This is a genomic window from Acrocarpospora macrocephala (genome assembly GCF_009687865.1).
GTDB classification, from domain to species: Bacteria; Actinomycetota; Actinomycetes; order Streptosporangiales; family Streptosporangiaceae; genus Acrocarpospora; species Acrocarpospora macrocephala.
Window position 1 is genome coordinate 1 of sequence record NZ_BLAE01000102.1, and the last position, 23,617, is coordinate 23,617.

The following is a 23,617-nucleotide window of genomic DNA, read 5'->3' on the forward strand; positions in this document are numbered from 1 at the left end:
CCCTCATTTCCCCCCACCACCCACCCCGCCCACCGCCTGCAAACCGGTGTCACGAGCACCCGCGAAGTCCGCTATTCTTCTACCTGTCACCGCGCAAGCGGAAGACAAGGCAGGTTGCCCGAGCGGCCAAAGGGAGCGGACTGTAAATCCGTCGGCTCAGCCTACCCAGGTTCGAATCCTGGACCTGCCACCAGCCAAAGATGCAGCTCAGGGGCCCCTTTTCGGGGCCTCTTTGCGTTCTCGGGGATATGCAGCCGTAGGCCACCCGGTGCCCGCTTAGCTATGTCACCCGCTTCCCGGGAGCCAATCCCGCCAGGAGTTCCCCAGCCCCACCCCTCACCTGTGCAATCTCACACGTCCCAGTCCGGCCACTTGTCCTCAGACTCCGGGAAGCTGCCCAACTGCGCGATCGTGAACACCCAGCCTTCCTGACGCAGATAGTCGATCGCTCTGCGGACCGTGCCCTTACTGGCCGCGTACTCCTTGGCCATCTCCTTTTCGCTGGGAATGGCCTTGCCGATCGGGAACCGGCCCGATCGAATCGCCTGAGCCACCGCAGAGGCGATCTTCCGATACCGGGGCATCCCCCGCAGCGCCGGGTGCATCTCCCCATCGGCGGAAGCGACGTAGTAGCGCTTGCCCCGCGTGCGGACGATCAGGCCTTCCTCGCGCAGTTCCCGCAACGCCAGACGTGCGGTATCCCGAGCCACCCCGAACCGGCGGCATAACTCGGCCTCACTGGGAACCGGCATCCCCGCAGCCAGGTCTCCCGCCTTGATACTGTCGCGCAGAATGTTGGCGACCTGCCGGAACACCTTGATCGGAGCGTTCCGGTCGATTTCGACGCAAGCAGCCAACCAAGAGGCTTGCTCGTCTTTCGCAGGAACGGACACGATCACTCCAATCACGAAGGCCCCGCGACAGCGAGGCAAAAGGAACAGAAGAGAAGAAGAGGGAGCGCGTCTTGCCGCGCTCTGACCGACGATGCCGCACGATCCGGATGTCAACCCGGGCCGACGGGGTTCCCTATTGCGGGTTGGGCAGCCGGTAGCCGGGCAACGGCCGCTCCCGACGCACCACGTCGTACCGCAGCGCCACCCGCCGAGCGGCCAGGCCGACATCCAACGCCGCACTGACCGCGTAGAGGGGCCGCCCGAGGGCCGAGACGCGCCCCGCTGTCCACCAAAACCACCGGCCGTTACTCCAGACCAGCAGATCAGCCCACACCGACAGGAACGCCACCCCATGCCCTGCGTGGAGATCGGTGACGATCCCGTAATGCTGGACCAGCACCGTCCGCAGCAACTCCGCAGCCCCATGACCGTCCAGGGCCGCTCCCGGAGATGAGCCGCCCCACCAGAGGGAATGCACCAGCTGATCCGACATCACGACGACTCGCCGTCCGGCTCAACCGCGCCGCTTCCCTGACACCTCAGCCACTCGACCTTGACGCGAAATCCCGCCGCGCCCCGCCCGGCAACCAGCCCCCGCCGAGGCGTGGCGTACTTCCATCCCCGATTCGAGCAAGACGGACACGGCTGGTCCGTCGCTTGCGATGCTTGGCTGACCATGGATCCAGGGTTGTCTTTTCCTTACATCCCGCCCATCTCTGCCTGGTATCCCTTGACGTGATGGGTTACCAGACATGCACGATGGATCACGGCCGCTCCAGGTTGCGCGAAGGGAACCGCCCCCGATGCCTCAGATCCCCGGCTCACTCTGGGAACGGCCCGACATGCTCGCCGCCCTCCGAGCCCGCGACATCGGCCAAACCTTCCGACTCCTGCGCCAATACGCCGGGTTATCGCAAACGACCATCGGCAGCCTCACCGGCACCTCGCAAGGCAAGATCAGCGAAATCATGAACGGCCGCCAGCAGGTCACCATGTTCGAAGTCATCGAACGCATCGCAGACGGCCTGGAGATGCCCGACATCGCACGGATGGCGCTCGGCCTCGCCCCCCGCACGCCCGTTCAGGTGCCCATCCCACGCCGGGATGACAGCCAGGGATTCGCCCCGCTGACCACCCCGCCTAGCCTGGATCCCGTCCAGGGACCACGCGAGGGGGAAGTAATGCGAGATCCCAAGCGAGACGACCGCCCGACGATGTCCGCCAGCATCCCCAACATCCAACTCCGCGCCTGGCGCAACGAACGCCAGCTGACCCGAGCCGAGATGGCCGAGTGGATCAACCAAACCCCGGTCGGCCGAAGCGAGCGCCTCTCCGTCGACGAAGAACGCATCCGGGAATGGGAGATAGGCGACGTCGCCTGGCCCAGCCTTCCGTTCAGGCTCGCCCTCACCCAGGCCACCGGCCGCCCACCCGAACAACTCGGATTCTCCCCAGACCGGCGCACGCACACCGGCCTCATCGAAGGCCAGATCCTGCCGCCTGACGCGCTCCGCGCCGAGGCCGAGCTGTACGGCACGATGGAACTCGCCCAGCAACTGCAAGCCTCCGACCTCGGCAACGGCACCTTAGAAGCGCTCGCCGAAGCCGTCGACCTGCTGTGCCGCGCCTACCCAGTCGTGCCGGCCGCCACCCTCCGCGACCGAACCAGGAAGCGCCTCACCCAAATCACGCGGCTGCTGTCCGGACGAGTGACACTCGACCAGCACCGCGAACTCCTGGTCATCACCGGATGGCTCGCCGCCCTCCTGGGCTGTGTGCACTACGACCTCGGGGAACGGGAAGAGGCCGAGACCGCCCGCCGAGCCGCCTACGAGATGGGCCGCCAGGTCGGCCACGGCGAACTCATGGGCTGGGCCTACGAAATGTCGGCCTGGTTCGCCCTCGTCGAAGGCCGCTACGAAGACGTGGTCAAATCCGCACGCATGGGCCAGGCCGCCGCCGGAACCAGCAGCGCCATGGTCCAACTCACCCTGCAAGAAGCCCGCGGCCTGGCCCGCATCGGCGACCGCCGCGAAGCCGACCGCGCCCTGACACGTGGCGCCGACGCGCTCGCCCTCCTGCCCATCCCCGAACATCCAGACCACCACTTCGTCTTCGACCACGCCAAATGGATGTTCTACGCCGCCACCGCCTACACCTGGCTCGAAGACAACGACCGCGCCGAGGAACACGCCCGGGAAACCATCCAGATGCACACCCGCCCCGACGGCACCTCAAACGCCCCCATGCGAGTCGCAGACGCTCACCTGGACCTCGGTATCGTCCACGCCAGACGCGGAGACCTCGACGCAGCGGTAAGCCAAGGCATGGCCGCATTCGACATCGACCGCCGCTCACTCACCGACCTCGTCCACCGAGCCGGAGACCTCGACAGACTCCTACTCCAGCGATACCGACGAGAAGCCCTGGCACAGGAATTTCACGAACGCTACGTGACCGCCCGCTTCGCCCTGGGCACGCGACGCCCCGAACTTCTCGACTAGCTCCCAAAGCGGTGTACTGCCGAATTGGGCTCATAGGTAATCAAGCGGCGGCGCGCCGCGCCGCCGTAACCGGCCCTCTGCCGCACGCCGGCCGGGCGTGCGGCGTGGGCGCCGGTCCCGGCCGGCTGCGACCCGGGCCGTCCCGCTGACCCGCACCGCCACCGTTGCCGAACGAACTCGCCGACCCCAGCGACGAGCCACCGCCCACTAGGTCGCTATGCCAACCGACCGGTCTCGTGGCCCTTTGAGGTTCTTCGCCTTACGCCGACCGCCGATGCAAAGCTGGACCATGAGCCCGAGCAGCTTCCGTTCGACACTTACGATCAGCCGCTCCAGCTGATCACCGCCCTTGGTTGGGGAGTGATCGACGGTTACCCGCCTCGCGCATTCCTACGGGGTAAGCATGTCCGATGTGGTACGAATGTATGCGCTTCCCCTCGACGGTGAGGTGAGACCAATACACTGGCGGTCACTGAATCTCTGGGAGCGGCTCCGTGATCAATACATCCCTATCTGGACGACTCCGGAATACTTTGCTTCCGAAGTCACATGGCCTTTTCCCGCTTTTCGAGGCAGTCGTAAATTCGATTCAATCGGTCGACGCGACCTATGATGACGCCACCAAGGGCTATATAGCCGTTCATATTATCCGGTCGCCTCAGCAAGCGATTGATATGAGAATAAATGGAAGGCTGCCACAAGAGCCAATCATCGGCTTCCGTATTCGAGACAATGGTGCTGGATTCCATTCAGCAAACATGGTCTCGTTCGAGACTCTCGACAGCGAATATAAGCTGAATCAAGGTTGTCGAGGGGTCGGCAGGCTGCTTTGGCTCAAAGCCTTTCGAAACGTAGAGATATCAAGCATCTTTAAAGAGGGCAACCACCTAAAGGAAAGAAGTTTCCGGTTCACAGCGCAGGATGGCGTTACCAGCCATGAGGAAAACATCGTAGAGCGTGGCGAGACCTTTGCTGAGATTAATCTTGCGGGTTTCGGTGCGAGCTATCAGCAAAGTTCCCGAAAGAAAGGGTCAACAATAGCGAGAGATTTGTTGGAGCACTGCCTATGGTACTTCGTCCGCGAAGGTGGGGCGCCTAATATTGTAATCTTCGATGGTCCCGATACGATCGATTTGAATGTGATGTTCAGTGATTATATGAGGTCCAGCTCCAAGAGTGATCGAATCCTTATCGGGAACAAAGAGTTCTATGTGGTTCATATAAAACTGAAGGCAAACGTAAAAGCTTCGCCCACCCTAAACTGGTGTGCTGCGAATCGCGTCGTTATAGCGGAGGGGATTTCCGGAAAGATCGCAGGCCTTCATGGCTCACTTATTGATACCGAAGGTGAGTTTACGTATTCCGGCTACCTTACCTCGGACTTCTTGGATGAACGTGTACGGCCCGAGAGGACGGACTTCAATCTAAACGAAGTAGCGTCAGGAGTGGCTGACGATGAGCAGGACAACGTCCAGGAGGCGCTCCTTGAAGAAGAGCCGTCGCGCTCCGAGATCCGCGACCTGGTGCTTAAGCAAGTCGAGAATTATCTTGCAGACAGCCTAACAGTCGCGCGAGACAGAGGCAGAGATAGGGTCGAAGAATTTGTTAGCAGCAAGGCGCCCCGGTACAGGCCGGTACTGCGGAGAATCGATGAGAAGGGTCTTAATCTGGACCCAAGCTTGAGCGACAAGGACCTGGAGCTTGAGCTACATAAGAGGTTGGCGGAGCTAGAGGCAGAAGTACTACGCGAGGGACAAGAGGTTCTTGAGAATACGATACTCAACCTAACCGACGAGGACTACGCGAAGAAACTCGACGAATATCTCGCAAAAGTCGAGGACGTCAAGAAGTCTGATTTGGCGGCCTACGTATCAAGGCGCAAGCTCATCTTGGATCTGCTTGCGCATGTCATTCAACAACAGCCCAATGGTTCATACTGCCGAGAGGATCTCATTCATAACCTGATTATGCCAATGCGAACGACATCCAATGATAGCGCGCACCGCGCCAGCAATTTGTGGATAATCGACGAGCGGTTGGCATTCCACAATTATCTTGCTTCGGATAAGCCGCTTAGAGCAATGCCGATCACAGGGTCAACCTCAACTAAGGAGCCAGATCTTCTGGCTCTACAGACGTGCAATACACCTGTTCTCATTACAGAAGGCGATAGCCCTCGATGGGCCTCTTTGTCGGTTATTGAGATAAAGCGTCCTATGCGAAACGACGCAGCGACGGGAGAAAAGGACCCCATTGAGCAATGCCTAAACTACCTGCAGCGCGTACGTGAGGGCGGCGTGCGAACGGCAAAGGGTAGACCAATTCCAGGAGCCAACAAGCTTCCTGGGTTCTGCTATATAATCGCAGACCTGACCAAGTCAATCTTGTCTCGTTGCACCATGCACCGGTTGAACCCCACCGACGATGGCATGGGCTATTTCGGCTACCACGAGCACTTCAATGCCTACATTGAAGTAATATCCTTTGATAGGCTACTTAGCGTTGCGAACCAACGTAACAGAGCATTCTTTGATGTTCTCGACCTACCAGCTAGCTAGCGTGACAATGAGCCAACGAGCAGATTTCTCTTCAGCCACCCGTCGGATTATTGCGGAGCGGGCAGGCTATCAATGTTCAGTGCTAAACTGCGGCCGGCTAACCGTGGGTCCGGGGTCTGGTGCCACCCAAGTGATGAATGGCGGCATGGCTGCGCACATATATGCAGCATCGCCAGGGGGGCCGCGTGGTACCGGCGACTTATCGGCTTCCGAGCGCAGCGCGCCTGAAAACGGCATCTGGTGTTGCTACTCTCACGGCAAGATCATTGACTCTGACGATAATACTGCTTTTTCAGCAGCCCAGCTCAAAGCTTGGAAGCGGTTGCATGAAGCGAGGAAAGGTGCCGAACTAGTCGGCGAGCCGCAGGACAGATATGGTCTAGTCGAGTCTATTGCCGTGAACTCCGCGCCAGCTTCGCTTGCAGGCCGGCACTTTGCGCTGTATCCATTCACGCCTGTGATTGATCAGGCCGTTTGCGGTGGCATCCAAGGGTTTCCGGCCAGCGCGTCGCGGAGTGCGTCGAGCGGGTGGATGCCATGGTTGCGGGCGGTGCCGAGGTAGGAGCGGATGAGGCAGTAGCGGGCGGCGGTACGGACGCTTCGCCAGCAGCCGCCGATCTTCATCTGCAGTTTGACCATCCGCTGGGGCTGCTCGGCGGGGTTGTTGGTGAAGGGCACGGCGAAGTCGACGGTGAAGCGCCACACCTGGGCGGCGCGGGCGTGCAGGCGTTTGGCCAGGGTGTAGCCGGGATGTCGGCCGGTGGGCCAGTCGCGGCAGGCGTTGGGGGCGATTCCCCAGGCCACCGCGTCGTCATAACGGGCGCGCAGAGCATCCAGGACCTGGCCGTCCAGGGCGGTGGCACCATCGGCCCGGGCCTTGGCGACCGCGGCCTTGGCATCGGTCAACGCGCTCATCACCGGCTCGGTCCAGTACCGCTGCACCCGGCTGCCGTCGGGATCCAACTCGCCGATCCCGCGCAACGATCTGAGGAGATGCGCGCAACACAGCTGCACCGCGGCCAGGTCCTTGTCGTACTTGGCGTAGCCGGCGTAATCGTCGCGGACCAGGGTGCCCCGATAGCCGGGCAAGATGGCGAACCCATCCAGGGCGTCATGGCCGCGGTTGTCGGCGGCGCCGAACCAGACCAGCCGGTCGGCGCGGGCGGTATAGACATACAGCAGCCGATCCTCATCGTCGGTGGCGACCCTCGCCGGAGTCTCGTCGTGGTGCAGCACCGGCGCAGCCCGCAGCCGCTCCTTGAGCGCGGCCTCGAACCCACCCAGCCGCGAGGCGACCCGTTTGACCAGACCGCCGGTGAACCCCGTCGAGACCGGCGCGTCCAGCAGCACGCCCATCAGATCCGCGGCCCGCTCGATACTCATATGCCCGGCACAGGCCAGCAGCGCGGTGGCGGCGCGCACGTTCGGGCCGTAACAACAGGGCCCCGCCAGCCCCTCCGGAGTGGCCGCCCGGTTCTCCCGGCGACAGGCCGGGCAGGTCACCTCAACCATCCGGTACTCGGTGACCTGGAGTCTCACCGGCGCAGTGTCGAACATCTGCACCCGCGTGACGACCTTCCCGTCCCGATCCGCCAGCACCTGGCCGCACCCGGCGCAGGCCTCGGGAGCCAGGACAGTGATCTGATCCGGATCGCTCCGCCAGGCCAGCGCATGCCCCTCGTGGCCGGCCTGCCCGCCGCGCGGCCGGGGCGAGCGCTTCTTCGGTTTCCTGCCGCGTTTAGCCCGCGCTGCCGGGCCGTCTGAGCTCGGCGGCATCGAGGAGTTGGAGGAGTCCATCCCCGCCCGCCTTTTCAGCTGTTCGACCTCGGCCAGCAACGCCGTGATCACCGCATCCCGCTCCGCGAGCGAAACCCGAAGCTCGTCAACGGCAGCCAGCAGCTCCTCACGGCTGAGCTCCTGGGGGCCGGACACAAGCTCAAACTACGAGCCTTGCCACACACCATCCACGATCACCGTGAAACCGGCGCGTCTACCCCAAACCCGACACGATCAGCAATGGGCGTGAATGGATACTTTGCGCTTGGAATGCGCAATGTTATTACTGGGCCGAACGCAAGCGGAAAGTCGATCCTTACACGACTAATTGCCAGCGTCGCATACCCAGATCACGTTGCGGAACTTTCCCGCTATAGAGATGTGGATATCGAGGTGCGATGGTTTGATCCACACACTCACGATGTAGCGACGCGCGGAAGGCTGGGCGATGTGACCCACATTTTGGATAGGCGGGCTGTGCCATATGTCCCTCGCCCATACAAGACCATTCTACTTTCCGGAATCGACTTCTGTAGCGTCGAAAGTGTCGTTTCACTTGCACAAGCCTTCGATCTAAGCCTTTCTGCGATGAAGTCCACTCTGCATATGGTGGCAGAATCAAGTGAGATCGTACGGGAAGTCCACATATCTGGAACGCGAATCGACTGGACTCTCGATATAGAGGACAGAACGATTAGGACCGCCGATCATGGATCTAGTCGACTTCATGAGTCGGCATAGATTCGGAGTTTGGGCTTGATCTTGTATGGCTATTTGATTTTCGCGCGCTACGGCCTTGTAAATCAGCCGGCGAGAACCAGCACCCCGGAGGCTGGCTACATAAAACGCTAGATCTAGGAATACGTAACACGTCGGTCGAATTGACTACAGCTAGCGCAATTTAATTCCAATTCCCCCCTTGGGAATGGAAATTCGACCATCCAGTAGGGTGAGGTGAGATCCGCGATTTTGCACGGGTCCTAATACGTTTATGATGGTAGCCAAAATATCGCGGTGAAAAACTAGGCTATTCGAGTTGCGCGATATGGGCTCCAGAAGAGATATGCGTACGTCGTTTAATTCGGAGGTCCTGTCGAGCACGTCGCGGCTCCGAGCATAGAGTTCAGATAGCTTTTCAACCAATTCACTCTTTTCCTCGTAAGTCAATTCGGCATCGCTTTGAGTTTCAATGAGTGAATCGATCCATTCTTGAATAACCGCCCCCTCATCTTTAAGGCGATCCTGAAGCAGGTCGCAAGCTTTAAGTAGCGCCCTATGTGCGGATGTAGTTATGCTGGCAACGTCCTCGAATTCCGGTCTAGATTCAACCTCGGGCAGCTTTTCGACCTGACTCAGAAGTTCATCACTTACTGTCGCATCCAGATATTCCCGTGAATGAAATAGAAATGATCGAGTTTCCATAATAACGAGATCATTCCCTGTTATCTCCCTTGCCTCCCTGATTAGCTCGGGGCGAGCGGAGATGGTCCGCCCCTTTTCTTTTCGAAACCAATCGTCTTTTGTGTCTCTGGTAACGAAGAGGATGGGCATTTTTCTGCTCTTGGCTTCTTCGAGCACCTGGGACCAGACCAAATAATCCCCACTGCTATCCGCCTTGTTCTTTTGGTCTGCAAAACCCGGTGGGATGTTCTCGGCAGCTCTTCTCTTAGCCTCTTCTCGCGCTCGCTGTTCAGCCTCGGGTGTTGGCCGTTCACCAACCTTCCCCTTGAGAAGTCCTTCTAGGCGCTTGAGAACGGGGTCCTCTGAAATCATGTCAAGCGATATGCCATGTTGGGTCTTAAGATCATCGATCGCCTGCCATGCGACGAAAATGCTTTCGGGGATAAGCTCAAGGATTCTCTGCTGTTCCTCCTGAGTTAGGGCCACGGTTCGGCCTAGGGTCCTAATTTTATCACTAACGTTTTCCTTGAAGTACTCGGTAATGCCTTCAATGGCATCGAGCACCGAGATGTACGCCTTCGCCTGATCGCCGATTACGCTGATGCGGTTTTTGTGGAATTCAAACGCAACTTGATAGGGAATCCACAATCGGCCACCCAACTTCTCCAGCACGTTCAATAGCTCTTCGCGCGCCTGCGGTGCGAATCGGTAGGCGTCTAATAGGACATTCGTGTCCAGGCAAACGAGACCTTTGGTCATGACCGTACGGCGCTGTTCCTCTGCCGGAGGATAGTACTCACGAAATGCACTATCGAGATCGGCCATCCTTGTTCCGCCCTCTGCTTTACGGTTTATCAATCAGCCCCAAGATGGTAGCGCTAAGCATGGCTTATGTTCCAAGAATGGTTGCAATCTCTGCTAAATCGAGACCTGTGCCTGGGGAGCTGGCGGGCTCTGTTCGCTCGCCGCCGGGAGCGCCGTCAGGAGCTGGCGATGGACGTGACGGCGACCGGTTGCTCAGGTTGCCCCGCGCGGGCTCAGTGGGGCTCCCATGATTCCCATTGCGCGCAGTGGGATGGTTCTCTTCCCTATGTGTTCCCGGAGACTCTCCTGCTAAGAGGACTCGGCAGGTCAGAGAGTTGAAGGCACTGGTCTGTAAATCCGTCGGCTCAGCCTACCCAGGTTCGAATCCTGGACCTGCCACCAACAGCAGAAACGGCCCTTGACTAGCGCGTATGCCAGTCAAGGGCCGTTCTCGTTTGTCCGGCTGTCTACGGCCGTAGGTGGCTATCTACGGCTATACGCGGAGAAGTTTCCGGACCCTAGGCGGTGGCTTCCGAGATCCGGCGCATCGCCTCACCCGTCTGACCGTGGATGCACTTCGCGTAGACGCGCAGTAGCACGTTCACGCCGTCTGCTAGGTCGCACTTTCCGCACCGCTTCTCGGGTGCGCGGATCACCAGGCGCGGCGCGTGTGCCAGGCCGGTTGGGCCTGGGTGGCGGCGATCCCGAGGGTGACGGCGTCGGCGGCTTCGGGCCGGGGCAGGATGACGTAGCGGGTCAGGGCGTCGCGGAGCTGGTCGAGCAGAGCCGCGTCGTCGTTCTCAGGTCGTGGGGAACTGGGCCGGGATGCGCCCTCCGGATCTTCCGGAGGGCGCCCTGTCCCGTCTGTCAGATCTCGGGACAGGGATCCTTCGGGGCCTGGTACCGCCTTATCCCGTCCTCGCGAGCTGGCAGCGCCTGGGCGACGCCGACTGACAGGAGCGCCCACCTGCCCAGCGGATCGCCCTTCTTGAGGAACTTGCCGGGATTCAAGGTGTCCTTCATGGTCTCACCGAGGTATAAGGTGCGCACTCCCAGGAATCGGTAGGTGCGCGGATCGAAGAGCAGTTCCTGGGAGCTGGTGTCACCGACGGTGTCGACCACGACCGACACCCCGGGCCGCCCGGCGGCGTCCTTGATCCCTCCTTTGACGATCAGGCCGGGAAACTCCGCGGCTACCCGCAGTAGGCCTGCCGTCTGGAGCGGGTAGGCCGCCGCGAGCCGAATCTCGCTCGTGATGTTCTCGAACTTGTTGGCGTATGTGGGAGCGATCCCTTTGGTGATGTGATAGTTCAGGTCCGTCGGCCAGGAAGGCGGATGCAGGTGCGGGCAGAGGACGGGGTTCAGCGTCTCCTCGTTCAGCGTCTCCACATCTTCGGTCGTCTGGCGGTCGAGCCAGAGCCCTTCGCCGTCCGCAGGTGTCCACACCTCGTACGTCATGTGGATGGTGCTTCCCCTGGGGCCTCGTGTCGTCGCAGCGGCGCGGACGTACCTGAACTCTCCCGGCTTTGCCTTCAAAAGCGGTTGCGCCTCGGCCAGGTCGGCGGCCCGCCGCAGGATCTCCGCGCCGCTCAGCAGTGGCGGCTCGGGTTGCGGCGAAGGGCCGACCGAGACCGGCCGAAGGAACACGGCGACCGTCATGCCCACCAGCGCGGTCGCCAGCGCCGCCAGGAACGGGCCCAGCCTCTTCCAGCCCCGGGGGCGGCTCTTCGCGGCTCTGTCCACGAAACGGGCCCGGGCGGCGGCCAGGTTGGCCTCGGTGGTCGGAGGGCGTTCGAACAGGGTCTCCAGCTCACGCATCGGCGGCCTCCAGCGCGGTCTTCATCTTCGTGCGGGCGCGGTTCAACCGGGAGCGGACCGTGCCCACGGGAATCGACAGGGCCAGCGCCACCTCCCCGTAGGTGAACTGCGCCCAGGCGACCAGCAGCAGCGCGTCGCGGTCCCCTTGTTTCAGCGCGGCCAAGGCGCGCAGCAGGGGCCGGTTCACGGCCAGGGTGGTGACACCCTCCTCGACGAGGGCGGCGATCGTCTCGTCGGGGCCGTTGCGGGCGTAGGCATGGTAGCGGGCCCGTTCCCGGCGGCGGTGTTTGCCGATCAGGTTGGAGGCGATGCCGTAGAGCCACGGCCGGGCGTCGGTGTGGTCGGGGTTGTAGACGTGGCGGCGGCGGAAGGCGTCCAGGAACGTGTCGGAGACGACGTCGTCGGCCACGTCGGGGCCTAATCGGCGGGCGATGTAGGCGTGTAGATGGGGTGCGTGCCGATCGAAAAGGGCGGCGAAGCACTCGGGGTCGGTCAGGGACGCGCGAACGAGGTCGTTGTCCCGGGCCGTCGCGGTGGCTTCCCTCATGGGATCCTCTCGGGCGGTGCGGTCTGCTGCTCTGCTGCTCTGCTTTCACCGCGAGCCGCCCGAAGGGTTCACGTCAGCCCACTCGGCAACTTGGGGCGCCAGAGCCCCGGCGTCGAGCCACGTTGACACGGAGTTCGGGAGATATCCGATCGATTGGGACTCTCCGTCAGCCGAGCCACTCGATCCGGACGATATACACCAGACGCGAATGTTCTACGACGAGGTAAGTTGCCATGCCCGCGCTGCCGAAGATCTGGGTCAGCATGTTGGCCTTGGGGTTCTCAGGGTTGAACGGCAGTCCGTCCCACGGCTGCAGCTCCAGGAGTGCCCGTAGTTCAAGGAACGGGTTGCGTCGGCTTGTGCCTGGGCGATTGGGTCGAATTCGATGCTGTACACGTTGCGGGCCGTCGGCCCTATGCCCGGGTGACGCGGGCGCGCAGCCGCTCGGCAAACGCGTCGTCGAAGGCGATACCGCCGCTCGGCTCCCCGCGCTCAGCCAGCTGCTGGACGCGATCGGCAGTCTGCATCATTCGCGCGTAGTCGGCGGGATCGGCCTTGAGGATGGCCAGCCACCGCCAGGATTCCACACACTCGTGCACAGGCGTCAGGTCCAACTCGTCCGCGGCCCGGCGAAGGGCCTCGCGGTACCCGGCGTCGAACGCCGCGTGGTCGTCCTCGGGGAGGCAGGCGCGGATGTTGCGCGGGCTTCGGTCGGCGTGTAGTGAGGCACGAATCTTCTGTGGAGCCAGCCTGGGGCCGGGCCCGTAGGGCTGAGCGGTCATGCCAGCTCCCCCTTCCCTGTACGGCCTGCACGTCTACCGAGCCGACTTGCGAGAGTCAGCTCAGCGGCTACCTGGGCTGGCTCCCGCCCCACTTTCCTACCAACAGCCGCAAGCTGGCGGTCACAGAATGGATCTTGAACCGGTTTCTCGGCTGGCTGGTGCGGGATGACGTACCCGATGGGACGAACACCCTCTACCTCGGCGCCATGGAGATCGAGGCAGCGGCGGCACCATCACGGGCAAGCGCTACTACACCGGCCCCGATGGCGCGGCCGTGGCCGTCCGCACCGCCGGCCAGGGCCTGTCCTGGATGCTGTCGGGCCTGCACGGTACCGCCCAGCTGGCGATCAAATGGGCGGTCGCTCTGGACCCGGAGCGACACGTCATCGAGCCCCTGTTCCCGCTGGCGTGGGATGCCGTCCGCGGGAGCCGCACCACCGTGACCGGCTGACACGACGGTGGGGCCTGTGGCGTGGCCTGGAGGATGTTGGTGAGACGGGGTTCGAAGTCGAGGGAGGCGGTGGGTGAGCTGCCAGAGGTTGGCCGTCCCGCCGAGCGCCGTGGTGATGAGGGTCAAGCGGTTCGACCCCCTCGAGGATGAGGACGGAGCGACAAGCATGGAGATCGCGCCGTCCCTGGGACGGCGCGATCTCATAGCTTCGGGACGGACCGGGGTGGCGGGATCAGGAGGTGGCGCGGGCCGCCGCCGTGATGAGAGCGGCGGTGGTGTCAGAGTGGGAGATCATGACCACGTGCGAGGCTCCCTTGACCTCGCTGGTGCGCGCGCCGGCGCGCTTGGCCATGAACCACTGGGCTGCGGCCGGGATGGCCTGATCGGCTCCGGCGACCAGGTACCAGGAGGGGATGTTCTTCCAGGCGGGCGTACCACTCGGGGTGCCGAGCGCGGCCAGGGAGGCGGGCCGCTGGGTGGCGGCCATCAGAGCGGTGTCTCGGGCGGGCAGGTCGGCGGCGAAGGCGGCGCGGAACTTGGCCGGGTTGATGTAGGCGTCCGTGCCGGTCCCGCCGCCGGGCAGGGGGAACTCGCGGGTGATGAGGCTGGTGGGCAGCAGGCTGCCGGGGTATTTGCCGGAGAGGTCGAGTGCCGACTCGCCTTCGTCGGGGGCGAATGCGGCGATGAAGACCAGCGCCTTGACGTTGGAATGGCCGGTGGCGGCGTTGGAGATGACCGCCCCGCCGTAGGAGTGGCCGACCAGGACGACGGGCCCGGGGATAGTGGAGACGATGCTGGACAGGTAGGCCGAATCGCCGCTCAGATCACGCAGCGGGTTGGCGGTGGCGATCACCGGGTAGCCCGCGATCTGGAGCCGGGCGATGACCTCGTTCCAGCTCGAAGCGTCGGCGAACGCGCCGTGGACCAGCACCACGGTCGGTTTGACCCGCTGCCGGTCCGCCGATGCGGAGGCGGCGGCCGATGGGGAGACGGCCGCGACCAGGATGGCCAGAACGGCCAGGATCACGGGCAGCGTGATCCGAACTCTCGGCCGGGAAATCGGGGACTCGTGTGTGGGCATGGGCGGATCTCCTTGGTGTGAGCTGAGGTTCTCAACGCGAGGCGCTGAGGCAGTGCGGGATTTCGCCGTGCCCTTAATTGATCGCGACCTCTGCTCACCGAAACCCCAGGAATGCGCGGCTATTGACAGCTGCGTTTGAGGCGTTGGCTGATGTGAGCAGGCGCCCGACGATCCCTTCACGGGGGCCACACAGTTGTCGACCGTCTGGTGGGGTTGCTGCTCCATGAGCACTGTGCGTTCATGGGCATACCGTAGGAATCGGCTCACGTGCCCCGCGAGCGTCAGGTGACTGTGTCACCGAGCGTTATGTTGCGCATTGTCCAGGACAAACACAGGGTGGGACCCTGCGGCGGGCGGTCCGCTCGCTTGGCAGGGTACTGGCTCAAGCGATCATGGATTTCATATGTCAGCAGGCCAGCCGGTGACGGCGCTCTTCGGGCGGGAGCCCGAGCAACGGCGTCTCGGCGATTTCGTGGCAAGCGTCCGCGATGGCGGCGGGGCGATGCTGGTACGGGGCGAGGCGGGGATCGGAAAGTCGGCCCTCCTGCGGGATACGGCGGAAATCGCGGCGGCTCGGGGGATGCGGATCCTTCGGACCGTCGGTGTGGAATCAGAGACCCACATGCCTTTCGCCGGTCTGCATCAGCTGCTGCTTCCGGTTCGCGCCGAGATCGGGGAACTGCCTGCCCCACAGCGTGACGCGTTGGGGGCGGCGTTCGGGTTGACCGATGCGCGCGTACCGGACCGTTTCCTCATTGCCCTGGCGGCGCTGAATCTCCTGGGCGAGGCTGCTGCCCGCTCGCCTGTCCTGCTCCTTGTCGAGGACGCCCACTGGCTGGATCGCGCTAGCGCCGACGTACTCGCGTTCGTCGCGCGACGGCTGGACTCCGAACCGATTGTGCTGCTGGCCGCGATACGCGACGGTTTCCACAGCCCTCTTGATGAGGCCGGGCTGCAGGAGTTGTTCCTCGATCGGCTCGATGACACCGCTGCCACCGCATTACTGGACGCGTACAGCCCTGCACTGGCCCCGGCGGTGCGTACACGGTTGTTGTCAGAGGCGGCGGGGAACCCCCTGGCTCTCGTCGAACTGCCGATCGCCGCGGACAAGCAGAGCGGGAGAGGAGCCCTGCCACCGGGCTGGCTTCCGCTGACCACCCGCCTGGAACAGACCTTCACCGCCCGCATGTCGGGGTTGCCGTCGGTCACCCGGACCATGCTGCTGGTGGCCGCGCTCAACGATGGCGCGGCCCTTTCGGAAACCCTGGATGCCACCGCGGTGATCACCGGCGGGCCGGTCACGTTGGCGGATCTGGCGCCCGCGGCCAGCGTGCGGTTGGTTGATGTGCATGAAGCCGGACTGCGGTTCCGGCACCCGCTCATGCGCTCGGCGATCTACCAGGGGGCGAGCATCTCCCAGCGGCACGTGGGGCACCGCGCATTGGCGCAGGTCCTCGCGGGCCAGCCGGACCGTCGCGTCTGGCACCGCGCGGCGTCCACCCCCAGGCCGGATGAGGTCATCGCTTCCGAGTTGGAGGCCGCGGCCGAACGCGCGCGGCGCCGGGGCGACCGGTTGTCCGGTCTGGCGGCGCTGGAGCACGCCGCCAGGCTCAGTGAGGTTCCCGCACATCGATGTGAACGGCTGGTTCGGGCCGCTGAGCACGCCGCTGAGCTGGGACGGCGCGACATCGCTGTACGGCTGCTGGGCGAAGCCGAGCCGATGAAGCCGTCGGCGCAGCAGCGGGCCCGGATGGTGTGGACGAGGGAGAGTTTCGAGGACGGCATCCGCGACGGCAGTGCGGCAGCGCGCTCACTGGCCGACCTCGCCGAGACCATGGCGGCGGAAGGGAACACCGACCTCGCGCTGAAGCTGTTGTCGAGTGCGTCGCTGCGGTGCTTCTGGGCGCATACCGATGACCAGTCGCGGCAACGCGTGGTCACGGTGGCCGAGAGCCTGCCCATCGACGACCTGGACGGGCGGCTCCTAACGATCTTGGCGTTCGCGGCTCCGATCGAGCGCGGAAAGGTCGTGATCGACCGTTTGCGCTACCTGGCCGCGCACCCGACCGGTGACTGGCAGGCAGCCCGCCTGCTCGGCAGTTCGGCGCTGATGGTGGGAGCCTTGGACCTGTCGGAGGAATTCCGCGCCGTGTCGCTGCCGGCCCTGCGGGCGCAGGGCCGGCTCAGTGGCCTGGCACGAGACCTCGGTGCTCAGGCATGGAGCGCGGTACGGCTTGCCGACCTGAGCGTGGCCATCCCCGCGGCCGAGGAGGCCGTCCGGCTGGCACATGAGACCTCCCAGCCGCTGATGCATGCCCTCGCTCAGGCCTCGGGAGCGATGCTCGCCGCACTGCGGGGCGAGCAGGATCGCGTGGAGAGCCTCGCGGCGAGTGCCGAGCAGATGGCCCTGCCCATCGGCGCCGTCCCGGTACTGGCCACGGTGCAGCTCGCGCGCGGGCTCGCCGCGCTGGGGCAAGGACACTACGCCGACGCCTACGATCACCTGCGACGGATGCACGACCCCGCCGATCCGGCCTTCCACCTGGCCTTGCGCTGCTTTTCCGTGGCCGAACTCGCGGAGGCCGCAGTGCACAGCGGTCAGGGCCGGGCGATCGACGGCATCGTGGCGGAGCTGGAGACAGTGGCGCTCACAACGCCGTCGCCCGCCCTGCACGCCGACCTGCGCTACGCCCGGGCGGTCCTGGCTGACGACGCCACGGCAGAGCCGTACTTCGAAGCCGCGCTCGGGGCGGACCTGAGGCGGTGGCCCTTCGTACGGGCCCGGGTGCAGTTGGCCTACGGCGAATGGCTCCGGCGTCGGCGGCGTACGGCCGAGTCACGAGCGCCTCTGCGCGCGGCCCGCGAGACGTTCGACGCCCTGGGGGTCATCCCCTGGGGCGATCGAGCGCGCAAGGAGTTGCGTGCCTCCGGCGAGAGCAGCCGCAGCCGCAGCAGCGAAGCGCGCGACGTGCTCACCGCGCAGGAACTGCAGATCGCCCAGATGGCGGCCGACGGCCTGACGAACCGGGAGATCGGCGAGATCCTCTACCTGTCGCATCGCACCGTCAGCTCCCACCTCTACAGGATCTTCCCCAAGCTGGAGGTCACCTCGCGATCGGCGTTGAGCACAGCGCTGCGCGCATCAGCCGGATGACGCTCGGTGACGCAGTCATGTGACGCTCGCGAGGCCCACACGAAGCTTCCTACGTTGGTGGCATGACCACGCGGGAATTCAAGAACGGCAGCACGCCGACCGTCGTGCTGGTGCACGGCGCATTCACGGACGCCTCGAGCTGGGCGGGCGTGATCGCCGAGCTGCAGGCAGCCGGGATCCCGGTGACCGCGGTGGCCAACCCGCTCCGTGGGTTGGACACCGACGCCCCCTACCTCGCCGGCGTCGCCGACGCGATCGACGGTCCGGTCCTGCTGGTGGGGCACTCCTACGGTGGTGTGGTCATCACCCAGGCCGGAGCTCAGGCGGGCAACGTGGTCGGATTGATCTACGTGACCGCGTTCGCCCTGGAGGAGGGGGAGAGCGTGCTGGATCTCACCGGCCGCTTCCCCGACAGCCTGCTGGGCCAGGCGTTGCGCCCGGCCGTCTTCCGTACCGGCGACGGCCAGGAGGCGATGGAGCTGTACCTCAGAACCGACAGGTTCCCCTCGGTGTTCGCCGCCGACCTGCCCGAACGCCTCACCTCGGTGGTGGCCGCGGCCCAGCGCCCCATCGCCGCCGTGGCGTTCGAGGAGAGCTCTCCTGGCGCGAGCTGGAAGACCTTGCCGTCCTGGTACGTCGTCGCGACCGCCGACCAGGCCATCCATCCCGCCGCCCAGCGTTTCATGGCCGAGCGCGCCGGCGCCGACACCATCGAGGTCGACGGGTCGCACGCGATCACGCTGTCGCAACCGGCAGCCGTCGCCGGGCACATCCGTACCGCCGCGGCCCAGGCGGTCAAGAACGTCACCCGCTCATGAGCACCCACGTGCCGTCCACAGACGGCTAGAGGAGCAACCGATGACCGCAACGACCACTCCCGTCATCTTCATCCACGGCCTATGGCTGCACGCCACCTCCTGGTCTTCCTGGGCCGAGCTGTTCACGACCGCCGGCTACGCACCGGCCGCTCCGGGCTGGCCGGGCGACGGCGAGACCGTCAAAATCTCCCGTAATGAACCCGGCAGCATCGCCAACCATGGGATCGACGACGTCGTCGCGCACTACACGAAGATCATCAATGCCCTGGACGTCAAGCCGATCTTGATCGGCCACTCCTTCGGGGGCATGATCGCCCAGAAGCTGCTCGGGCAGGATCTGGCCGCGGCCGCGATCGCGATCGACGCCGCCCAGATCAAGGGCGTGCTGCCGCTGCCGTTGTCGGCGCTGCGCGCGACCGTGCCGGTGTTCAAGAATCCGGCCAACAAGCGCCGGGCCGTCTCCCTCACCCTCGAGCAGTTCACCTATGCGTTCGGCAACGCCATCCCGGCTCAGGAAGCCGCTGAATTGTACGAACGCTGGACCATCCCGGCACCCGGCAAGCCGTTGTTCGAGGCCGCCGCCGCCAACTTCTCCCCCCGTTCGCCCGCGAAGGTCAACACCGGCAACAGCACCCGGGGGCCGCTGCTACTGATCGCCGGCGGCAAGGACCACACCGTCCCCGTGACCGTCACCAAGGCGACGCTCAAGCAGTACCGGAACTCCACCGCGATCACCGAGCTGCACACATTCCCCGACCGTGGCCACTCGCTGACCATCGACCACGGCTGGCGTGAAGTCGCCGACGCCTGCCTGACCTGGCTCACCAGGAACGACCTGTAGACCCGCAGTCGTCAGGAAAGGGGATCTCATGGACTTGGGCCTGAACGGCAAGATCGCGGTGGTGACCGGTGCCAGCAAGGGAATCGGACTGGCCGTCACCCGGGCGTTGGCAGCGGAGGGAGTACACGTCGTCGCCGGGTCACGCGGGAGCACGCCTGAACTGACGGAATTGCGCGGAACCGGAAAAGTGCAGGCGATCGAGGTCGATCTGGCCACCGCGGCCGGCCCGGCTCACCTCGTCGCCGCCGCGCTGGAACACGGGCGCATCGACATCCTGGTCAACAACGTCGGCGCGGTCTCGCCGCGCCTGACCGGGTTCCTGGACATCACCGATGAACAGTGGTTCCAGTCCCTGACGCTCAACCTCATGGCGGCGGTACGCACCACCCGCGCCGCGCTGCCGACCATGCTCGCAGCCGGGCGCGGCAACATCGTGACCACCAGTTCGGTCAACGCCTTCCTGCCCGACCCGGGGGTGATCGACTACAGCGCCGCCAAAGCGGCCCTGACGAACTTCTCCAAAGCCCTGTCGAAGGAGGTCGGGGCCCACGGCATCCGGGTCAACACCATCAGCCCCGGCCCGGTCACCACCGACCTGTGGCTCGGCGAGGAAGGCGTCGCCGCGATGGTCGCCCGAGCCGGCGGCGGTGATCCTGAAGCCGTGGCCAAGCAGGCTGCCGCCCAAGCCGAGACCGGCAGGTTCACTCACCCGCAGGAGATCGCCGACCTGGTGCTGCTCCTGTCCAGCGGCCGAGCCGGGAACGTCACCGGCGCCGACTTCGTCATCGACGGCGGCCTCATCAAAACCCTCTGAGTCCTTGCCGTCAGGCCTGACCCGTCTTGTACGTCCTAGCTGGCGGCGAGTTCCTCCGACACCTGCTTGGTGATCGCCTGCAGGGTGCGCATGGTCGTATTGATGTCGTCGGCGTTGAACTGGCTTAGGAGCTGGGTCGTCGAGCCGGTGACGTACTCGCGGAGGCTGCGATACAGAGTCTCTCCCTCGGTAGTCAGGTCGAGTTCGGCGTGGCCGTGAATCAGGCCCTCGGTTTCAAGGCGAGCGAGCAGTTCTCGTGTGGAGTCGGCGTTCAGGGTTCGTGAGCCTTCAAGGTCCTGGCTCAGCGCTTGGCGGGTAATTCTCGGTCCGCGTGTGGCGATCAGCTGCAGGGCGTACCAGGTCTCGGGGGTGGTTTGGCGTTTGGCGAGGTGGAGGCGGAGTGCGGTCGTCAGTGTGCGTTCGGCGAAGGCCAGGGTCTGGCCGAAGGAGACCTGGGGTGTGGTCATGTTGGGTTCCGTCCCAGTAGGATCGACAGGTTCCTGACCACTTTAAGCAAGTAGACAGGTGCCTGTCTATCCCATGGAAGCGAACTTTCCCGACCGTCCGCTGATCGGGCTCCTGTTGCGGCTGCTCTACCAGCACTACGCCCAGGACATCGATGCTGCGCTGGATGAAGCGGGATTCGGTGACCTGCGCCCCGCGCATGCGAACGTGTTTCCGTTCCTGTCGGCGGAGGGCATCAGCGTTTCGGAGCTTGCCGGGCTCGCCCGGGTGCGCAAGCAGACGATGGCCGAGGCGGTTGAGCAGCTCGAGCGCATGGGCTACGTCGAGCGCCGTCCGAACCCGCGCGATCGCCGATCCAGGCTGGTGTTTCCCACCGAGCGCGGCGCGTCCGTCAAACCGGTCACGCACGGGACCGCCGCGCGTGTCGAAGAGCGCTGGGCGCAGCTGACCAGCCCGGAGGAGTTGGAGGCGTTGCGAGCTTCGCTACTGCGTTTGCTGACGGAGCTCAAGGGCCAATAGCGCGAGCACCGACCCGATGACGGAGATTAAGATCAAGCTGAGGGGCATCGGGCCGGTGTATTTCCCGGAACGGATAGGCGTGCTACTACGCTCACGATATGTTCGATCTTGATCCGGTGAAGGCTCTCCTGGTTGTTCTTGTCGCCTTACTTGTCTTGCTTGGAGTTCGTGCTTGGCGATCACGTCGGAACGTCGTGCGGGTGCACGTCGCGTTATGGATGATGACTCCCATTGAGGTGCAAGCCCGCGCGCATGATCTGATCGAGGCGGGCAAGTTCGCCGAAGCCGTTAAGACGATCGCGGAGGAGAGCCAGGTATCCCGGCAGGAAGCGACTGAAGTCGCCAACGTATTGCGGGGTGGTCACCTGGTGCCGGACTTTCCGGGACGTTGGCCGGATGATCTATCGGACAGTATCCGTGCTTTGCTGCACGAGAATAAGCGCAAGCAAGCGATCTTCCTCGTGCGAAGCGAAAAGGACCTGAGCGCTGCGGATGCCGAGGCGTTCATTAGGTCCTTTGAGGCCGGAGCGACCCCTTAGGTCGGTCCGGGACGCGGTCGTCAGTCCCCTTTGCGGGTCAGGTGCCGAAGAACTCGGTCAGGGTGGGGGCGAGTGCTTCGGGGGACACGTCGTGTGTCTGGCCGTCGAGTGTGCGGTGGGTTGCTGTGGGCAAGGCGTCCGCGGTGGCCTTCGCCGCCTGTTGAAGCGCCTGTGGGCTGGCCCCGCCAGCGAGGACCAGCGCCGGAACGGCGATCGTCGAAGCCAGGTCACGCGGCACCCGGCCGCCGGCGAGTAGTTGATCGTCGTAGGCGAGCGTGGGGGCGATCGCCTCCAGCATGGCCCAGCCGGGCTGTGCCCGGATACCGTCGACAACCGGCGCAGGCATCCCGACGTGCCTCATGAAAAGGGCGACGGCGTCACCTTTTTGCCCGGCGTCGAGCAGTTCGTTCAGCCGTTCGGTGTACTCCTTGGTGCGGGTGTCGTCTCCGGCTTCGGCCATGAACGGCGGCTCGTAGAGTGCCAGTTTGGTGATGCGCGGATCGATCGCCGCGGTAGCCATGGTGAGAGCCGCGCCGGAGGAGATGGCATAGACGTATGCCTGGCCACCGGCTGCCGCGATGAGGGCTTGGAGGTCTTCGACCTCGCGGGCGGTCGCGTACGGCCTGGTGTCCGAGCTGTCACCCCGGCCGCGACGGTCGTAGGTGTAGACGGTGAAGTTGTCCCGCAGGAGCGCGGCGAGTGGCCGCATCGGCCCTGCGGCGCGGTAACACATGGCGCCGTCGACGAGGATGAGCGCGGGTCCGGCGCCGGTGTGCTCGTAGGCGATCGTGGTGCCGTCGGCTGAGGTGACTGTGGGCATTTCGTAGATCCTTCTACTCGTTCAGATCGGCCAGGTAGACCTCGAACCGGTCGAGGCTGGTGATGAATCCGGCCTGGGCCTCGGCGCTGAGGTACGCAGCTGGAACGTTGGTCTGGTGGGTGACCACCTCGGTCCGCCCGTCATGCAGATCGACAAAGGTGATCGTGGTACGCATGCCGCCCTCGACATCGGCCTCGATCCACACCAGCCGCTCGGGACGACGTACCTCGACGTAGACGGCTCGCATGGTGTAGGTGCTGCCGTCGGCGTCGTTGACCATCGTGGTTTCGAAGACGCCGCCGAGCCGCAGGTCGATGGTGATGTTGCCGATCGGCGTCGTCGTCCCGGTCGGGCCCCAGAAATGGGTGAGGTGTTCGGGCGTCGTCATGCAGTCGAACAGCAACTCGGGGGAGGCCCGGTGCACGCGCCGGAAGGTCAGTTCGCCGGTTTCGGTCATCGTGTCGTTTCCCCGTCCTGGGTTTGCCCGGCTCGCAGGGCGGTCAGGTGCGCGTCGAGCCGGTCATGCCGGTCTGCCCAGATCTGCCGGTGGCGCGCGATCCAGCCGGCGGCCACGTCCAGGTGCTCGGTGTCCAGGACGCAGGGGCGTGACTGCGCGGTCCGGGTCCGTGAGATCAGGCGGGCGCGCTCCAGCACCTTCAGATGCTTGGAGACCGCCTGCTGCGTCATGGCAAATGGCTCAGCGAGCTCGTTCACCGTCGCCTCGCCCTGAGCCAACCGCTCTAAGATCGCGCGCCTGGTGGGGTCGGCCAGCGCCGAGAACACCAGACTCAACTCGTCTTCAACAACCGTCACACCCCCGACCCTATCCACAACTAACAGGTTGCACAACCAAGTAGTTGTGGATCTTGCAAGTCTGACTGCCGTGCGCGCTTCGGGTCCAACCCAGCCTGAAGCCCACCAGGCCATCCATGAAGAAATTCCGTGATATCCCACCGTTATGTGGTCGCAGTGACCGGATGAACGTGCGCGCGGAGGTTGGCAGAGGTGCGGTGTCTGCTGCGTGTCTGCTGC

The 23,617-nt window shown here is 64.3% G+C and carries 22 protein-coding genes and 1 tRNA gene; 10 read left to right on the plus strand and 13 right to left on the minus strand.

Translation table 11 applies throughout. The features are described from left to right. Window positions 1-108 precede the first annotated feature (108 nt). Window positions 109-193, plus strand: a tRNA-Tyr gene (locus tag Amac_RS50025). Window positions 194-350: 157 nt separating this feature from the next. Here Amac_RS50025 and Amac_RS54255 read toward each other — a convergent pair. Further along, on the minus strand, window positions 351-893 hold the full coding sequence (locus Amac_RS54255; RefSeq protein WP_170323055.1) for a GntR family transcriptional regulator: 543 nt from the start codon (window positions 891-893) through the stop codon (window positions 351-353). A gap of 133 nt (window positions 894-1,026) precedes the next feature. After that, window positions 1,027-1,386 (minus strand): hypothetical protein, encoded by a 360-nt coding sequence (locus tag Amac_RS54260; protein ID WP_170323056.1) that lies wholly within the window; start codon window positions 1,384-1,386, stop codon window positions 1,027-1,029. Between the two features lie 310 nt (window positions 1,387-1,696). On the opposite strand from Amac_RS54260, the gene Amac_RS50035 reads away from it, so the two are divergent. Continuing rightward, entirely contained in the window at window positions 1,697-3,397 is a 1,701-nt protein-coding gene (locus tag Amac_RS50035) for a helix-turn-helix domain-containing protein (protein WP_170323057.1), read from the plus strand. Window positions 3,398-3,942: 545 nt separating this feature from the next. Here the strand turns inward: Amac_RS50035 and Amac_RS55705 are convergent. Further along, on the minus strand, window positions 3,943-4,146 hold the full coding sequence (locus Amac_RS55705; protein WP_218041751.1) for a hypothetical protein: 204 nt from the start codon (window positions 4,144-4,146) through the stop codon (window positions 3,943-3,945). Window positions 4,147-4,155: 9 nt separating this feature from the next. Here Amac_RS55705 and Amac_RS50040 point away from each other — a divergent pair, with 9 nt between their 5' ends. Further along, entirely contained in the window at window positions 4,156-5,955 is a 1,800-nt protein-coding gene (locus tag Amac_RS50040) for a hypothetical protein (RefSeq protein WP_218041752.1), read from the plus strand. 465 nt (window positions 5,956-6,420) lie between these two features. Here Amac_RS50040 and tnpC read toward each other — a convergent pair whose 3' ends face one another. From tnpC to Amac_RS50065, 5 genes are all read right to left on the minus strand, one after another. Next, window positions 6,421-7,887 (minus strand): IS66 family transposase, encoded by a 1,467-nt coding sequence (gene tnpC / locus Amac_RS50045; RefSeq protein WP_155361478.1) that lies wholly within the window; start codon window positions 7,885-7,887, stop codon window positions 6,421-6,423. A gap of 735 nt (window positions 7,888-8,622) precedes the next feature. Beyond that, complete coding sequence (locus tag Amac_RS50050; RefSeq protein ID WP_155361479.1) at window positions 8,623-9,957, minus strand: PIN-like domain-containing protein; 1,335 nt, start codon at window positions 9,955-9,957, stop codon at window positions 8,623-8,625. Between the two features lie 846 nt (window positions 9,958-10,803). Beyond that, a complete protein-coding gene (locus tag Amac_RS50055) occupies window positions 10,804-11,754 on the minus strand; it encodes a hypothetical protein (RefSeq protein ID WP_155361480.1) in 951 nt (316 codons plus the stop codon). Further along, entirely contained in the window at window positions 11,747-12,301 is a 555-nt protein-coding gene (locus tag Amac_RS50060; protein WP_155361481.1) for an RNA polymerase sigma factor, read from the minus strand. Before Amac_RS50060 ends, Amac_RS50055 begins: the two co-directional genes overlap by 8 nt. Window positions 12,302-12,714: 413 nt before the next feature. Further along, window positions 12,715-13,083: a DUF6247 family protein gene (locus tag Amac_RS50065; protein WP_155361482.1), complete on the minus strand. Its 369-nt coding sequence runs from the start codon at window positions 13,081-13,083 to the stop codon at window positions 12,715-12,717. 274 nt (window positions 13,084-13,357) lie between these two features. Between Amac_RS50065 and Amac_RS50070 the strand changes: the two genes are divergently transcribed. Next, window positions 13,358-13,534, plus strand: coding sequence for a hypothetical protein (locus Amac_RS50070; RefSeq protein ID WP_155361483.1), 177 nt, complete (start codon window positions 13,358-13,360; stop codon window positions 13,532-13,534). Between the two features lie 232 nt (window positions 13,535-13,766). On the opposite strand, the gene Amac_RS50075 is transcribed toward Amac_RS50070, so the two are convergent. Beyond that, on the minus strand, window positions 13,767-14,615 hold the full coding sequence (locus Amac_RS50075) for an alpha/beta fold hydrolase (protein ID WP_155361484.1): 849 nt from the start codon (window positions 14,613-14,615) through the stop codon (window positions 13,767-13,769). A 403-nt stretch (window positions 14,616-15,018) separates the two neighbouring features. On the opposite strand from Amac_RS50075, the gene Amac_RS50080 reads away from it, so the two are divergent. The 4 genes from Amac_RS50080 (at window position 15,019) to Amac_RS50095 (ending at window position 20,242) form a co-directional block, all read left to right on the plus strand. After that, window positions 15,019-17,769: an ATP-binding protein gene (locus Amac_RS50080; protein ID WP_155361485.1), complete on the plus strand. Its 2,751-nt coding sequence runs from the start codon at window positions 15,019-15,021 to the stop codon at window positions 17,767-17,769. Between the two features lie 62 nt (window positions 17,770-17,831). After that, window positions 17,832-18,587, plus strand: a complete 756-nt coding sequence (locus tag Amac_RS50085; RefSeq protein ID WP_155361486.1) for an alpha/beta fold hydrolase — start codon at window positions 17,832-17,834, stop codon at window positions 18,585-18,587. Window positions 18,588-18,627: 40 nt separating this feature from the next. Further along, window positions 18,628-19,428 (plus strand): alpha/beta hydrolase, encoded by an 801-nt coding sequence (locus Amac_RS50090; RefSeq protein ID WP_155361487.1) that lies wholly within the window; start codon window positions 18,628-18,630, stop codon window positions 19,426-19,428. Between the two features lie 28 nt (window positions 19,429-19,456). Next, window positions 19,457-20,242, plus strand: a complete 786-nt coding sequence (locus Amac_RS50095; protein ID WP_155361488.1) for an SDR family NAD(P)-dependent oxidoreductase — start codon at window positions 19,457-19,459, stop codon at window positions 20,240-20,242. 35 nt (window positions 20,243-20,277) lie between these two features. Here the strand turns inward: Amac_RS50095 and Amac_RS50100 are convergent, their stop codons facing one another. Beyond that, window positions 20,278-20,709, minus strand: a complete 432-nt coding sequence (locus Amac_RS50100) for a winged helix DNA-binding protein (RefSeq protein WP_155361489.1) — start codon at window positions 20,707-20,709, stop codon at window positions 20,278-20,280. A 73-nt stretch (window positions 20,710-20,782) separates the two neighbouring features. On the opposite strand from Amac_RS50100, the gene Amac_RS50105 reads away from it, so the two are divergent. Beyond that, on the plus strand, window positions 20,783-21,226 hold the full coding sequence (locus tag Amac_RS50105) for a MarR family winged helix-turn-helix transcriptional regulator (RefSeq protein ID WP_155361490.1): 444 nt from the start codon (window positions 20,783-20,785) through the stop codon (window positions 21,224-21,226). 98 nt (window positions 21,227-21,324) lie between these two features. Then, window positions 21,325-21,765 carry a hypothetical protein gene (locus Amac_RS50110; RefSeq protein WP_155361491.1) on the plus strand — a complete coding sequence of 147 codons (441 nt, stop codon included), beginning with the start codon at window positions 21,325-21,327 and terminating at the stop codon, window positions 21,763-21,765. Window positions 21,766-21,802: 37 nt separating this feature from the next. On the opposite strand, the gene Amac_RS50115 is transcribed toward Amac_RS50110, so the two are convergent. Genes Amac_RS50115 through Amac_RS50125 form a run of 3 tightly spaced genes read right to left on the minus strand, consistent with a single transcriptional unit; the run spans window position 21,803 to window position 23,398 of the window. Next, window positions 21,803-22,585, minus strand: coding sequence for an alpha/beta fold hydrolase (locus tag Amac_RS50115; RefSeq protein ID WP_155361492.1), 783 nt, complete (start codon window positions 22,583-22,585; stop codon window positions 21,803-21,805). A gap of 13 nt (window positions 22,586-22,598) precedes the next feature. Continuing rightward, the gene (locus Amac_RS50120; protein ID WP_155361493.1) at window positions 22,599-23,042 is read right to left on the minus strand and encodes an SRPBCC family protein; all 444 of its coding nucleotides are present in this window, start codon (window positions 23,040-23,042) and stop codon (window positions 22,599-22,601) included. After that, window positions 23,039-23,398, minus strand: a complete 360-nt coding sequence (locus tag Amac_RS50125; protein WP_246269217.1) for an ArsR/SmtB family transcription factor — start codon at window positions 23,396-23,398, stop codon at window positions 23,039-23,041. Before Amac_RS50125 ends, Amac_RS50120 begins: the two co-directional genes overlap by 4 nt. Window positions 23,399-23,617: the final 219 nt, after the last annotated feature.